Annotated in this window: 16 protein-coding genes; all 16 read right to left on the bottom strand. The window is 70.9% G+C overall.

Annotated elements, in window-relative coordinates; genetic code table 11:
• Position 1 precedes the first annotated feature (1 nt).
• The gene (locus tag ACXET9_RS07290; RefSeq protein WP_457885825.1) at positions 2-166 is read right to left on the bottom strand and encodes a hypothetical protein; all 165 of its coding nucleotides are present in this window, start codon (positions 164-166) and stop codon (positions 2-4) included.
• Positions 167-251: 85 nt separating this feature from the next.
• Entirely contained in the window at positions 252-683 is a 432-nt protein-coding gene (locus tag ACXET9_RS07285) for a hypothetical protein (RefSeq protein WP_457885824.1), read from the bottom strand.
• Entirely contained in the window at positions 680-1,063 is a 384-nt protein-coding gene (locus tag ACXET9_RS07280) for a hypothetical protein (protein ID WP_457885823.1), read from the bottom strand. The genes ACXET9_RS07285 and ACXET9_RS07280 overlap by 4 nt, the downstream gene beginning before the upstream one ends.
• Positions 1,047-1,478, bottom strand: a complete 432-nt coding sequence (locus ACXET9_RS07275) for a DUF6093 family protein (RefSeq protein WP_457885822.1) — start codon at positions 1,476-1,478, stop codon at positions 1,047-1,049. Before ACXET9_RS07275 ends, ACXET9_RS07280 begins: the two co-directional genes overlap by 17 nt.
• On the bottom strand, positions 1,475-1,864 hold the full coding sequence (locus ACXET9_RS07270) for a hypothetical protein (RefSeq protein ID WP_457885821.1): 390 nt from the start codon (positions 1,862-1,864) through the stop codon (positions 1,475-1,477). Before ACXET9_RS07270 ends, ACXET9_RS07275 begins: the two co-directional genes overlap by 4 nt.
• Before the next feature lie 18 nt (positions 1,865-1,882).
• On the bottom strand, positions 1,883-2,338 hold the full coding sequence (locus tag ACXET9_RS07265) for a hypothetical protein (protein ID WP_457885820.1): 456 nt from the start codon (positions 2,336-2,338) through the stop codon (positions 1,883-1,885).
• Between the two features lie 11 nt (positions 2,339-2,349).
• On the bottom strand, positions 2,350-3,381 hold the full coding sequence (locus tag ACXET9_RS07260; RefSeq protein ID WP_457885819.1) for a major capsid protein: 1,032 nt from the start codon (positions 3,379-3,381) through the stop codon (positions 2,350-2,352).
• 11 nt (positions 3,382-3,392) lie between these two features.
• Entirely contained in the window at positions 3,393-3,785 is a 393-nt protein-coding gene (locus ACXET9_RS07255) for a head decoration protein (protein ID WP_457885818.1), read from the bottom strand.
• A 53-nt stretch (positions 3,786-3,838) separates the two neighbouring features.
• Complete coding sequence (locus tag ACXET9_RS07250; protein ID WP_457885817.1) at positions 3,839-4,504, bottom strand: hypothetical protein; 666 nt, start codon at positions 4,502-4,504, stop codon at positions 3,839-3,841.
• 182 nt (positions 4,505-4,686) lie between these two features.
• On the bottom strand, positions 4,687-6,036 hold the full coding sequence (locus tag ACXET9_RS07245) for a hypothetical protein (RefSeq protein WP_457885816.1): 1,350 nt from the start codon (positions 6,034-6,036) through the stop codon (positions 4,687-4,689).
• Entirely contained in the window at positions 6,036-7,397 is a 1,362-nt protein-coding gene (locus ACXET9_RS07240) for a phage portal protein (RefSeq protein ID WP_457885815.1), read from the bottom strand. Before ACXET9_RS07240 ends, ACXET9_RS07245 begins: the two co-directional genes overlap by 1 nt.
• 19 nt (positions 7,398-7,416) lie before the next feature.
• The gene (locus ACXET9_RS07235) at positions 7,417-9,150 is read right to left on the bottom strand and encodes a terminase large subunit (protein ID WP_457885814.1); all 1,734 of its coding nucleotides are present in this window, start codon (positions 9,148-9,150) and stop codon (positions 7,417-7,419) included.
• Between the two features lie 33 nt (positions 9,151-9,183).
• The gene (locus ACXET9_RS07230) at positions 9,184-9,789 is read right to left on the bottom strand and encodes a phage terminase small subunit P27 family (protein WP_457885813.1); all 606 of its coding nucleotides are present in this window, start codon (positions 9,787-9,789) and stop codon (positions 9,184-9,186) included.
• A gap of 18 nt (positions 9,790-9,807) precedes the next feature.
• Entirely contained in the window at positions 9,808-10,206 is a 399-nt protein-coding gene (locus tag ACXET9_RS07225) for a hypothetical protein (RefSeq protein ID WP_457885812.1), read from the bottom strand.
• A gap of 889 nt (positions 10,207-11,095) precedes the next feature.
• Complete coding sequence (locus ACXET9_RS07220; RefSeq protein ID WP_457885811.1) at positions 11,096-11,920, bottom strand: hypothetical protein; 825 nt, start codon at positions 11,918-11,920, stop codon at positions 11,096-11,098.
• Positions 11,917-13,155, bottom strand: coding sequence for a hypothetical protein (locus ACXET9_RS07215; RefSeq protein WP_457885810.1), 1,239 nt, complete (start codon positions 13,153-13,155; stop codon positions 11,917-11,919). Before ACXET9_RS07215 ends, ACXET9_RS07220 begins: the two co-directional genes overlap by 4 nt.
• Positions 13,156-13,319: the final 164 nt, after the last annotated feature.

The raw sequence follows: 13,319 nt of genomic DNA, 5'->3' as shown, positions 1-13,319 counted from the left end.
TTCAGGCCTCCTTCTTCTCGGTGGTGCTGGTGGTGGCCTGGGCGGATGCCTTGGCCTTGGGGGTCTTCGACAGGAACGGGAAGATCCGCAGCCAGACCTCGGGGACGCGCTGCGGGAGCTTCGCGCCGGTCCGGGTGTCGTAGGCGTCGGTGAGCTTCGTGGCCATGCGGGAACCGCCTTTCATGACGAAGCCCCCGACGCGGTGCGCGTCGAGGGCGGATGGAGAGGGTGGGAACGGGCCGGGGAGACGGTCAGAGGGCCGTCGATCCGACCCTGTAGATGTCGACCGCGAAGTAGCCGTACGCGGCGGTCTCGGGGCCGTTCAGGCGGACCTCGTGGTCGGCCTGGACGTCCTGTGAGTCCTCGAGGCGCAGCTCCCAGCCGTGGGCGCCGGGGACCGTGAGGCGGACCCGGTCGAGCGCGGCACGGGAGATGTCGACGAGCTCCCGCACGGCGACCGGGGCGAGCGCCGTGTGGGTGACGCGGATGAGGCCCTGGGCGCCGTCGACGCAGTCGCCGAGGGACTCGGAGAACGGACGCGGCATCCCCCCGGACAGCACCAGGAACGGGTACTCGGAGGGGTCGGAGGCGACCGAGGACGCGTCCGTGTCGTAGACCTTCACGTCTGGGAAGACGCCGACGAGCAGCGCCCGCACGGCCGCGAAATGGGCGGCCGTGCTCACAGCGCGCCGTCCAGCAGATCCGCGAGCGCCTGCTCGAAGCGCGGGGCCTCGTTCTGCAGGGCGATCGACGGATCGGGGACGGTGCCGCCACCGCGGGAGGTCCCGAAGATCGCGACGTTCGCGAGCGCGCCGCCGGCACGGCCCTTCTCCGGGCCGATGACGGCCTCGACGCCGTCGCGCCTGATCGTGGTGTCGAACGACGGCGAGAACGCGATGCCGTGGAAGTGGGCGCTCGAGGCGAGGTCCATCTGCATCTCGGTCTTGATGTTCAGCGCGCCCTTCTGGATCACCGGGCGGATCCCGGCGTGGACCTTGTCGGGCACGCGGCCGAGGTCGCGGGCGAGAGTGCGGAGCTCGGAGACGTCAGCGTGGACCGCCACGAAGCACCTCCTGCACGTTCATGCGGACTGCGGTGGTCCACGTCTTGTCCTCGTCGGACCGGAGCCGCATCCACACGCCCACCAGGCGCGGGTTCCGGGAGCCGACGAACTCCACGAGGTCGCCGGTCTGCACGTCGTCGGTGCCGTGCGGGAAGTGGACCTGCGCGACCCGTGCGGTCACGCGGGCGATCCCGCCGAGGTCCGGGGACGAGGGGTAGGCGGCATCGTTCTGAGCCTTCGCCGGGCCGCCGTCGGGCCCGCCGTAGACCTGCCGGAGCTCGTCGACGGCCTTCCCGCGACCGTTGGTGGTGGTCTCCCCGGTCGGCCGCCACACCTTCACGGTGTCGGTCATGAGCGCGCGCGCAGCGGCCTGCCCCCGCGCGGTGAGCGCCTGGATCTGCTCGGGGGTCCTCATGACGGGATCACCGTCCATGCGCCGCCCCCGGACTTCCGCAGGAGGTCGACCTGCGCGTCCGTCGGGAGCAGGAGCCCCTCCGAGCGCGCGGAGTCGATCGTGAGCTGCTCCTGCTCGGAGTAGTCGTCGATCGCCAGCGACACGTTCCGCGAGCGCGCACCCTCAGGGTTCTTGAGCACGTTCGCGACCATCTCGCCCTGGACCGACGACACGACCTCCTGCGGGATCTCCCCAGAGTCGATCCGCCGCTCCAGGCGCAGGCCCTTGACGACGAGCAGGCGGACCCAGGCGGCGTCCAGCAGACGCTCCGCCTGGGGCCCCTGCTCGCCGGTGAGGCCCGGGTAGAACATGCGGACGTGGTCCAACGTCGCGCGGTTCACCGCCATGACCTCACCTCCCTCCGGTCAGTCGTCGGCGCCGACCTCGAGGGCGTCGCCTTCAGCGACGTCCTCCGCGGGGTCGACGTCGACGGGGTCGGCGTCGGCCGCCGGAGCAACGTCCTCCGGGTCGACATCGGACTCGGCGCCGGCGGTGTCGGGCTCGGCCGAGACGGGCACGACACCCGCCTCGGCGAGCGCCGCGAGGATCGCGTCCTTCGTGCGCGCCTCGCCGAGGACGACACCGTGCTCCTTCGCGACGCCCTTGAGCTCCTTCACGGTCTCGGTGCCGTCCAGGGGCTTGCCGGCCTCGCGGGTCTGCACCGGCTCCGGCACGGCGCCGACGGCCGGGGCCGCCGATGCGTCGCCGTCGACCCAGGCCTTCGGGTTCCGGATCCGGGCCGCGATCTCCGTGGGGACGGGGACGCCGGGCCGGTAGGGCACGCCGTCGACGAGCACGGTGCGCTTGAGCAGCTTCGTCATCTCGGGGCCCCTCACAGGACGTCCGCGACCAGCAGCCTGGCCGGGTCGTAGATGACGGGCATGACGACGCCGCCGACCTTGGTCCACGTGTGGACGGGGTCGAAGGTCCGCATGACGACGCCGACGAGACCCGGGAGCTGCTCGTAGGTCAGCTCCGGGTTCGGGAGGCCGGCGAGCTCGAGCGCCTCCGCGGTGATGCCCCAGACGGTCTCGCCGAGGGACGCACGGTCCTCCGGGCCGAAGATGACCTTGTCCTGGGAGATCACGCGGGAAGCGACGCCGCCGACCTCGATGCGGGTGTCGTAGATCGTGATCGGGGGCAGGTCGAAGGTCTCCAGCACGCCGGCGAGCTGGCCGGGCGCCAGGTTCGGGGGCGTGGTCACGCCCGGGAACGCCGATGCCTTCACCTCGGCGCACTGCAGCATGTGCGCTCGCGCGGTGCGGGACATGATGATGTAGCCGGGGGCGATGCCGTTGACCTCGGTGTACTGCTCGACCCACTCGGTCAGGTCCGAGATCGGCGTCGCGTTCGCGTGGTCCGACCACAGGTCCGTCGGCGCGACGAGGTTGTCCGCGTCGACGCCGAAGTCTGCCTCGAGCGTCAGCCCGTTCTCGTCGGTGAGGGTGAACTTTCCATCCTCGAGGACGTCGCCGCGCGCGAGCTCGACGCGGGCGAGCACGGCGCGCGCGTTGATGTCGGCGTCGTCGTAGACCTGCTCGGCGATGCTCGCGAGGGATCCGCCGCCGTTGCGGATCCGCTCGAGCTGGAGGCGCTCGAGCTCACCGACGACGGTCTTCTGACCGACCGGGGGCAGCATGACGCGGCGACGCGAGAACGCGTCCCGCTGACCGATCGGGGTCTCCGCATCGTAGGAGCGGAATGACGCCGCGCGGTTCGTGCGGGTCACCGAGTCGATGGTCGCCTCGATGTCCTGCACCGTCTTGTTCGGCAGGAAGCCGTCCAGGATGTAGTTCGCGGGAGTGGGGACCTCGCGCGTGAACGCGGTCAGGGCCCCACCGGGGACGAGATCGTTCAGGATCATCTCGGGTCTCCTCAGCGGTAGCGGATCTGACCAGCGAGGTCAGCCTTGGCGAGCGCATCCAGGCCGGAAGCGGCCGGGAGCTTGGACTCCACGACAGCGCCGTGGTCGAGCAGCGGCGCGCCGAGCTTGGTGGCGCCGGCGCGGACCGGGGTGCTGTTGAAGAGGTGGCCGGCCGCGGTGTCGCGGCCGTCCTCGGCGTCCGGGTCGTACGGGCCGTACAGGCCGCTCGCGGCGATCACCGCGAGCACGGTGCCCGAGGGGATGACGCCGTTCGGGTAGTGCGTCGCGGCGGTGAACGCGGCGACGTCGAGGGTGATCGAGCGGTTGCTCTCGGTGCCGTGCTGCGATCCGAGCCACGCCCGGTTCTCGCTGCCGAACACCTCATCACGGACGGTGAGGTCCATGTCTGCCTCCTTCTAGAGGTGGTGGTTGTCGGCCTTCCCGGGCGGGACGACCGTTACTGCTGCTTCTGCGGCGCGCCGTAGCGCGCCTGGGCGCGTGCGGAGCCCTGCTCGTACGACGACTGCTTCTGGTCCGGTCGGGGGCCCTGGCCCGGATCCGGCGGCGGCGTGGACGACCCGGCGCCCGTGCCCCACTTCGCGATCCAGTCGTCGGCGTCCTTCTCGATCTCCTCGCGGGTCGTCCCCCGCAGCCGCTCAGCGGCCGAGAGATCGAGACCCTTCGCCGCGGCGACGGCATAGCGCTCCAGGAGCGCGTCCTTCGCCTCGAGGTCGCGGGTCAGCTGCGCGTGCTCCGACTGCAGGCGCTCGGCGGCCTCCTGCCGCTTCTGCTCCTCGGACTTCGACGCGTCCTCGAGCTCCTTCACGCGCGCCTGCGCGGCCGCGAGGTCGGTCCTCGCCTGCTTCGCCGCCGCACGCTCCGCGGCGAGCGCCGACCTCATCCCCTTGTCGGGGTCGTCGCCGTCGCCGCCGGCGGGCTGGCCGCCGTTGCCGGCGTCCTCGTCGCCGGGCGCGCCGTCATCGCCGGGCGGCTCCCCGGCGCCGGGAGCGATGCTCATGCGGGCGTCGCCGAAGGTTCGCCGGTGGAAGGCGAGCAGCGCGTCGATGCCGCCGGGGGCGGTGATGTCGATGCCGTGCGGGAAGGGCTTGGGCAGGGCGTTCATGGTGGGGTTGCTCCTCGTCACGAGGTCGCGGCCCGCCGCATCACGCGGACGAGCCTGGGTCAGGGGAGGGGACGGCACGCATCACGCGGGACCGTCCGGGAGGGGAGAGCCGCGGGCATCACGCCGTGCAGCTCAGGGGGTGCCCGCCGTCGGCGAGCGCGGCGCCGACGCTGCGTCGGCGCCTAGATTCGGGTCCCCTGTGCGGGGAGGGTGTGGCGGGTGCCGAGGGCGGTGTCGCCGCCGTCTTCGCCGAGGACGTAGCGGCGGTAGGCGCGCTCGGCGCGGGCACGGTCTGCGTCCGTCGGCGGGCGCGGCGTGGATCCGCCGTGCGGGGTGCCCTCGCCGAAGACGGTGTAGCGCCAGCGCTGGGCGGCGCCGGCTTGGTAGGGGTTCATGCCGGCGCGGATCATCTGCCAGTCGCGGTCTGCGCGATATCGCCGCTGCTCGGCGGCGGTCATCGTCTGCATGTTCCGGGGGAGGCGGGTCCCCGTCAGCCACGACTCGCGGGTCGCCCGCGAGGCATTCTTCGCGGGGGCGCGGAGGTCCCGCATCGTCCCCGCGGGATCCTGGCCGCCGGGGAGGACGTAGCCGTCCTCCTCGAGCATGCGGAGTGCGCGGGTGCGGGTGCCGGCGGTGCGGTAGATCTCGTCGACGGTGCGGCGGGTGCGGCCGGCGCCGCCGCGGCGGGTGAAGCTGCCGTGGCGGGAGGTGCCCTCGGTGGTGACGCGGGCGCGCTGGCCGGGGCGGGCGCCGACGCGGGACATTCCGCGGCGGGCGTTGACGACCTGGAAGATGTCGGCGCCGTCGCGGAGCGCGCGGGCCTCAGACTTCCCGAAGATGCGGTCCTGGTCCTCGGCCGACAGGCTGGAGAAGTAGGCATAGGGGTCGGCGATCAGGCCCTCGTCCTGCAGGGCCGCGGTGTTCTTCGCGGCGACGTGGATACAGTCGCAGTTGGGGTGGCGGTCGAAGCCGAGGTTCCACCTGTAGAAGCGACCGGCGAGGATCGCGCAGCGCGGACAGCTGGGCGGGTTCAGCATGCGGATGTAGCCGACGTTGTCCCGGGAGGCAGTGTCGACCGAGGCGACCGCGCGCGCGGAGTCCCGCACGGCACCGGCCGCGATGCGGTCGAGGCTGTCGCGGCCGACGGCGAGCGCCTGGCGCATCGTGAGGCCGCCAGCGAGGCCGCGCTTCGTCCGGATGAGCGGCATGTACATGGCGGCGGAGAGGTCGCCGCCGTCGTCGAGGACGCCGGTGAAGGCGCTGGTGTTCACGAAGGAGCGGGGGAGTTCGTACTCGTCGCGGTCGGCGAGGGTGAAGGCGTTGTAGTCGGCGGCCGCGGTGGTCGCGTCGCCCTGGACCTCGCTGATGCTGGCGGTGATGAGGGGGAGCAGCTCGCGCCAGGAGGCGGAGAGGTGGTCGGGGTCGATCTGGGCCCAGGCCCTGCGGCCGCGTCGGATCGCGCGCAGCTGCAGGGCCTGCATGAGCCGGTAGTGGCTGGTGGCGGGCTCGGGGAGGTTCTGGCCGTCGGCCATCAGACCCCCTCGATGCCGTCCTCACGGTTCATCCGGGAGATGAACGGGTCGGTGAGGTTCTGGCGGTCCCAGTGCTCCATCTGCCGGCGCTGCTCCTGGGAGTAGCCGAGGTCCTTGCGGGCCTGCTGCGGCGGGATGATGCCCTGGGACACGAGCTTCATGGCGTAGTCGGCCATCTGGCCCTCGGACGGGGTCGCGACGGGCCGGAACTGGGTCTCGATGCGCCGATGCTCGCGGCTGTACCGTCCGAGGATCCGGAGGTTGTTGCGCTGCACCTCGGCGTGCGCGGCGCCGAGGATCGTCGTCTTCCGCTCCGCACGGTTGTTCTTCGTGACCTCGGCGGCCTTGAGCGCCTCGGCCGACGCCGGGTTGTCGCCTCCGAACGCGGTCACGTAGGACGGGAGCGCGGCGACGATCGACGCGATCTGGAAGAGCATCTTGATGGAGTTGTGGAAGTTCGTGAGGTCAGCCTCGGAGAACTGCCCGACCTGGACGTCCTTGCCGTCGACCTCGGACGCCCAGATGCCACCGGCGAGCTTCTTCCAGTCGGAGATCGGGTTCCCGTGCTCGTCCTCGAAGTCCTCCTTGCGGAGGCCGAACACGTAGCGGCGCGGCATCGCGTGGAACTCGCCGCTGATCATCATGTCCGTGGCCATCTTGTTGATGGCGTCAGCGATCGGGATGATGTCGACGAACTCGGACTGGCCGTGGTCCTCCAGCATCCGCGGCTGGTTCCGGAACGGTACGATCAGCGGCGACCCCAGATCGTGGTCCCAGCGTGCGTCCTCGACCCAGTCGGAACCGTCCTTGCGGAAGGTGATGCGGGTGTTCGGAAGGTAGAGGGTTCCCCACTCGACCTTGTCGTCGCCGTCGCCCTCGGACCAGCGCTTGATGCCGTCGCTGATCTGCCGGGTCCGGGGATCCCGGCGCGCGTACGCCTGGAACGGCGATTCGACGGTCACGACCGGGATATCGTCCTTGCCGGCGCCCGCGCCGGAGATCATGAGCGCGTCGCCGAGCGCGATGGACTCCGTGTGCAGGAGCGAGGACTGCTCGTCGAGGCCGTTCTCCTTCCAGATGTCCCACATCAGCGCGTCGATCTTCTCGTTCGGGCCGCCGTCGCCCGCGGGAGGTGCACGGAAGCCGGTCACGTTGATGACGGACTCGTACTGCTCCGTCACGATCTTCGGCCAGTTGATCACCAGCTGCGTGACGCGGTCCCCGAACTCCTTGGACAGCTCCGCCGCCATGTACTTCAGCGGCTGCTTACCGCGGAGGTAGGCGTCGAGATGGTCGAGGTCCTCGTGGCGGCCGAGGCGGAGGCGGTCGAGCTTGGTGAACAGGTCGAGTTCAGCGGTCACGTGCTCGCCTCCTTCCTCGTCAGCGGCGGGAGCCGACGATGATCTTGCGGTCGCGGGCCTTCGAGGCGGTGCGGATCCAGCCGTCGAGGCCGGTCACGGCCGCCTGGATGCCGTCGATGCGGGTCAGGGACTTCTCGCGGTCCGGCTTCACCGGCTTCAGGTTGTCGGTCTGGTCGCGCTTCACCTCGACGACGGAGGCCATCCAGCGGGTCACCGGATCGTCGGGGACTCGGATCAGGCCGGCGCCGAGGAGGCGCTCGAACTCCTTCGCGGGCGCGGACAGGCCGATGAAGCCCTGGCCGACGGGGTTCACGTCGACGCCGCGTAGCTCCTCGTCCAGCTCCTGGACGATCTGCCCCGCGAACATGCGGTCGAAGCTGATGCGCTGCATGTCGAGGTGCTGGCAGTCCGCGAGGATCTGGTGCTTCACCGCGGCGTAGTCGATGACGTCGCCGTCGGTCGCGGTCACGTGCCCGTCTTCGATCCAGGTCGAGAGCGGCACCAGCAGCTGCCGCTGGAGGTCCTCCACCCGGTCGCCCGGGACGAAGTAGCGGATCAGCAGGTCGAGGTCGAAGCCCGGGCGCGGGGACTGCACCCACATCGCCCAGGCGGTGAAGTCGGAGACCGCGGAGAGGTCGAGGCCGCCCCAGGCGCGCCGGCCGCGCAGCTGCGCGACGTCGATCGGTGCGCGGACCTCGTCGAACTTGTCGATGTTCAGCCAGCGCGACTGCGAGCGCGTGCGGAGGTTCAGCGAGAGCCGCAGGTAGGTCGGCAGGTAGGTCGGCGAGGACTTCGCCTTCGTCGCCTCGCCCGCGAGGTAGCGTCGCGTCGGCGACTTCCCGAAGCCGGGGTTCGCCTTCCGCTGCGTCTCCTCGGAGAACGGGTCGTCGCCGGGCTCAGCCGCCCAGATCACGCCGAAGTGCGAGGTGTCCTCGAGGATCCCCAGCGCAAGGTTCCTGGTCAGCTGGTGCTTCTCGTCGTAGATCGTGCCCTCTTCGGCCTCATCCGCGGTCGTGATGAAGATGATCAGCGGCTGGTCGCGGGCGCCGACACCGGTCTCGATCGCCTCGACCAGGCCGCGGCGCAGCCGGAGCGTGTGGACCTCGTCGATGATCGCGCCGGAGACGTTCAGGCCGTGTGCCGTCTCCGCGACCCGCGACAGCACCCGCAGGATGCTCCCGGTCTTCGGGACCCGCACCACGTCCTTCAGCGGCTCGATCCTTCGGCGAGCGCTCCGCGACGTCGACAGCATCCGCTTCGCGTCCTCGAAGACGCGGCCGGCCTGCATCGCACTGCCGGCCGCGTTGTAGACCTCGGCGCCGGGCTCGGAGTCGGCGAGGAGGAGGATGCCGGAGATGCCGGAGGCGATGGTCGACTTGCCCTGCTTTCGGGGCATCTCGATCCATGCGGAGCGGATGACGCGGACGACGCGGTCGATCTCCTCGTCGTGGAAGACCCAGCCGAAGATCGGGGCCATCACCCAGACGACCTGCCAGGGGTCCAGACCCTCTCCGAGGCGCATCCGGACGCCCGCCCAGCGGCCCTTCGTGTGGCGGAACATGCCGAGGGCCTGCAGAGACCTCTGCGCGCGCTGCACGTCGAACCATGCGCCCGGGTGGGCGCTCGCCTGGCAGGCGACGACGAGGGGCCGTCGCTCGGCCGCGGAGACGATCTGCTCGTGCGTGAGGCCGAGCTCGAGAAGGGAGTCGTACGGCACCGGCAGGTCGGTCAGATCGGGCTCGGGGGCGGTCACGATCGGTCACCCCCTCGCCGGGGAGTGCTGAGCTCAGTCGAACACGCCGTCGTCGTCATCGTCGTCCCCGCCAGGGGTCGACGGGAGGCCGGTGCGCGCGCTCGGCGACAGGCCGAGCTCGCGAATGTAGGTCTTCAGCTGGACGCGGTACTGGCCGGCGACGGTCGTCAGCGGGTTCTTCGCGGGACCTCGCTGGCCCATCACGATCAGGCCCTCGCGGGCGAGCTCGTGCTCGCACCACTCGAGGCGGGCGACGCAGACGCACATGTCCACGACGATCGACCAGTCCGGGTCCGCGAGGCCGATGGAGTTGCGCAGGATCGGCACGACCCGCGCCCACTCCTCGGCCGCGCGCTTGCGGACGAAGCGGGTGCCGTTGATCGCCGCCCGGCGGAGCTCGTACGCCTGCAGGCGCTTCTCGAAGACGTACTCGCGCTGCGTGAAGTGCTCGATCGACTCGTCGGGCTCGCGCTCGGGCTCCTTCGGCCGGCGCGGCGCCTTCGCCTCCGGGAACTCCCGCGACCAGTTCGGCTCCGGGAACTCGGCCGGCGGCAGCACCACGGGCTCGTCGACGGGACGGTGCGAGGGATTGCCCTCACGGAGCACCGCGAGCGCCGGACGGCGCGCCGGACCAACCACCAGGCACCTCCTCCGTGCTCAGAAGCCGTCGGTGACGGTTAGGCCGTTCCCCGCGAGCGCGGCGTACATCAGGTGCTGCAGCTCGGTGAAGGTGTAGGCGAAGGTCTCGTTGTAGTGCGTCCAGTGGTCGAGCGGATGCGCGGTGATGAACTGCCCGAAGTCGTGGCCGTAGATCGCCTGAGCCGCATGCACGAGCTCGTGGTCGATGACGCGGCGCGTCAGGTGCTCCTCGCTGAGGCGGACCACGGCCTGCGGGTTGTTCTCCGCGGAGAAGCCGTGCGTGACGCCCAGGACGTCGGCGGGGTGGTCATCACCGTTCCAGGCTCGAGCCGCCCGGCGCATCTGCGCGCCAGTGCGATGGACGACGACGTCGACGCGGCGGCCACGGACGGTGACGAGGGTGAACGAAACTGCCATGGGGACCCCCTGATCAGAAAGCTCCAACCTGCGGGAGTACGCGTTCTCCTCCCCGGCGGTCCTGGAGGGGGTGGGGGGAGGGGGTCCCCCCACCCGTCTGTGCAGGTCAGAGCGGTGGAAGGTTCGGCGTCGAGCGCGCGAGGCGCAGACAAACCCGCAGGTCAGAGCGTTGTCGGTCGATCGTCGAAGCGGCCGTCGAACGGCGATCGCGACGACCGAGCGAAGGATCAGCGGCGGTCCTTCGCGAGCTCTCAGCGGTCGTTGCCGCGGTGCTTCACGGAACGTCCGGCAGCACGAAGGTTGCATCGCTCGTGCGCCGGGCCGAGGTATCCGGTGCGGTCGTCGGTGTGGTCGGGGGACCACCGGGCGGTGGGGGCGATGCACTCCCCGCACCGCACGCATCGGGCAGTGCCCGTCGCGATGATCGGCGCCCAGCGTGCACGTTCTGCATCGTGCTTGCGACCGTAGCCGCGCTGCTGCCGGGTGCCCCGGGTGCGCTCGTGCCGGGCCGCATGGCCCGGGCAGTAGCGCTCCCGGGTCCCGATCGTGTCGGGGCATCCAGGAACAGGACAGGGACGACGGAGCGCACGAGGCATCACCATCACCACCTCGACCAGGGGTGCGCGCCGACGGCGCCAGCCCGGGGAGTAGCGGGGCCAGGCCGACGCCGACGGCGGCGGGGGCGATGCTCCGTCCCTGAGCCCCGGGGCGGAGCATCCACGCACCCGGGCATCCACGGGGACCACCACCAGGCGGACACCCCACGGACGACGACGTGCCCTGCACCAGACCCCGAGTATGCGAGAACCCCGGGCGCCCACCAGGGGGCTGCACCGGGGTTCTCGATCTGCATCAGGGCATGCTGAACACGCACTCGCAGGGTACTACATCATCCCGGGGGCCGCGACGACGGCTCCGGCTCCCGGCGTGTCCCCGTCCGCACATGCCCACGGATCCGATGGAACTCCGCCAGGTCGGCGCCGGAGTAGGTCCCGCGGTCGTCGGGCACAGCGAAGAACACGGGCTCGACATCGACCCGCACGCCGGCCTCCTTCGACCGACGCTTCGACTCCTCCCGGGCCCGCGCCTTCGCCCGCGCCCGATGCTTCTTGATCCGCTGAGCGATCCCCGGCCAGAAGTGCTCCGCCTCCGCCGGCGACAGCCGATACGCGCCCGGGTCCTCCGCCAGGAGCTCCCGCATCCGCGCCTCGACGTCGTGCAGCTCGATCGTCCGCGGCTCGACCCGCTCGACATCGCCCACGATCGACCGCAGCAGACCCAGGGTCTCCCCGAGACGCAGATCGACCCACCGAGCCAGCTCCTCATGCGCCACGATCCACCGAGCTGCATCCACCAGGAACACCACCAGCGCCTCGAGCTTCTCGCCCTCCACCTGGTCCTCGTCCTGCCACTCCCGCACCGCCGCCGCGATCTCCCGCAACGTCGACACCGGATGAGGCAGGTCATCGAACTCCACCGTCGGACGATCCGCCACCGGAGCGAGCACTGCCAGCGCACGCCCACCAGGCAACGGACGCTCCCGGCTCGCCGACGGCGCCAGCGAGATCGACTGCCGACCAACCTCCAGCATCACGTCCGACACCTCGCCCAGGAGCCGCGGCACCTCCTCGAGCTCATTCCGCAGACGGTTCACCCGGTTCTCGAACTCCCAGCCCTCATGCAGACCCGTCTCCACCATGCTCTCCTTCCTCACCGTCTCCTCCTCCGACCACGCTTCGTCTTCCTGCCCTGCGACCGCTGACCATGCGGGACCGGGCCCGGCGGGCCCCCGTCCCGCGCCGTCCCGCGCCGTCCCGTCCCAACCCGGCCCGACCCGTCCCGTCCCGACCCGTCCCGTCCCGACCCGGCACTTCCAGAACCTGGAGCCTCAGCTTCCAGAAGCGTTCTGGAAGTGGCGTTGTCGCAGGTCACCCCGTGCGTCTGCTCGACCTGAGATGCGACCTCGGCGGCGGGCAGGCGCTCCGCTCGCACCGTTGAGGGGTCGGCCGCGCGCTGGTCGCCGCTGGATGCGGGCGCCGCGTCTGCAGCCGTCTCGATGGTGCGAGCAGGCGTCAGCTGCTCGATGCCGTGGTCGTCTCCGGGAGTTGCCTCCTGCGCAGTTCCCGCGCGCTGGTCACCCGTGGGTGCCGCGTCTGCGGGTCGCGTCTGGGAGGGCGCAGTCCGCTGATCGCCGCTGGATGCGGGCGCCGCGTGCTCTGCGCGCGCGGAACCGGTCGTGACCGGCTGCGCGTCGGGACGGGTCTGGGTGCCCGGCCGGCGGTCCTTCGCGCCGCGCGGGCGCTTCGGGATCTCCAGGCCGAGGTCGGTGAACACCGTGCCCTGGTCCTTGAACCAGGTCAGGGTGGCCGTCGAGAAGTAGCGCTGCCCTGCGGCGGGCGGAGGAAGCAACGGGTAACGCGAACCGCGGCCGCCTTCCTCGTCTCGCCTGCCGGAGTTGCAGCCCTTGCACGCGACGACCAGCTCATCGACGCTCCGGGCGCGCTGCCCGGGGACCAGGTGGTCATAGGTGCCGGCACGGTTGCCCTTGCGCATGCCGAAGGAGACGACCTCGCCGCAGTAGCGGCAGGCGTCTCCATCTCGCACCCGCACGGGGATGACCAGGGACAGGTCCGAGGTGTCGGCCTTCCGCTGGCTCTCCCACGCGATCTCCTCACGGGTGCGCATGTGCATGAACTCCGGGTCGGCGACGAGGCGGATCACCTTCCGGTCATCCTCCACGCCGATCGACAGGAGGCCGGACTTCGCGGCGAGCGCGAGCAGCGCCTCGTAGCGGGGGGACAGGACCATCGCGGTGCCGAACGACACCTGGTAGTCGCTGCCCTGCTGAGCCGCCTGCAGGAAGAGGCGCATCACGAAGCCGAACACCTCGTTCACGGACCGCTCGTCGGCGTCCGCGAACTCCGCCACGCCGAGCACGCGGCTGTCCATCGCCGCGGTGTCTCCTGCCCGTAACCAGGCCATCTGTTGTCTCCTTCATCTTCCTGCTCAGTCGCTGCACGCGCATTCGCCCGTCGTCGGGTTGATCACCCGGTCGCAGGACTCACAGATCTGCTGTTTCATCGCCATCACCTCCTCTCGTGGCTCCATGCCGC

It is taken from the genome of Brachybacterium netajii (SeqCode) (assembly GCF_054114245.1).
The sequence above is the reverse complement of the archived record's forward strand: the minus strand, read 5'-3'. Positions and strand labels throughout refer to the sequence as shown.

What these genes read in the sequence shown, in the direction of transcription:
- ACXET9_RS07290 (WP_457885825.1), bottom strand. Translation starts at nt 166, where the DNA reads ATGGCCACGAAGCTCACCGACGCCTACGACACCCGGACCGGCGCGAAG.
- ACXET9_RS07275 (WP_457885822.1), bottom strand. Translation starts at nt 1,478, where the DNA reads ATGAGGACCCCCGAGCAGATCCAGGCGCTCACCGCGCGGGGGCAGGCC.
- ACXET9_RS07270 (WP_457885821.1), bottom strand. Translation starts at nt 1,864, where the DNA reads ATGGCGGTGAACCGCGCGACGTTGGACCACGTCCGCATGTTCTACCCG.
- ACXET9_RS07265 (WP_457885820.1), bottom strand. Translation starts at nt 2,338, where the DNA reads ATGACGAAGCTGCTCAAGCGCACCGTGCTCGTCGACGGCGTGCCCTAC.
- ACXET9_RS07260 (WP_457885819.1), bottom strand. Translation starts at nt 3,381, where the DNA reads ATGATCCTGAACGATCTCGTCCCCGGTGGGGCCCTGACCGCGTTCACG.
- ACXET9_RS07255 (WP_457885818.1), bottom strand. Translation starts at nt 3,785, where the DNA reads ATGGACCTCACCGTCCGTGATGAGGTGTTCGGCAGCGAGAACCGGGCG.
- ACXET9_RS07250 (WP_457885817.1), bottom strand. Translation starts at nt 4,504, where the DNA reads ATGAACGCCCTGCCCAAGCCCTTCCCGCACGGCATCGACATCACCGCC.
- ACXET9_RS07245 (WP_457885816.1), bottom strand. Translation starts at nt 6,036, where the DNA reads ATGGCCGACGGCCAGAACCTCCCCGAGCCCGCCACCAGCCACTACCGG.
- ACXET9_RS07225 (WP_457885812.1), bottom strand. Translation starts at nt 10,206, where the DNA reads ATGGCAGTTTCGTTCACCCTCGTCACCGTCCGTGGCCGCCGCGTCGAC.
- ACXET9_RS07215 (WP_457885810.1), bottom strand. Translation starts at nt 13,155, where the DNA reads ATGGACAGCCGCGTGCTCGGCGTGGCGGAGTTCGCGGACGCCGACGAG.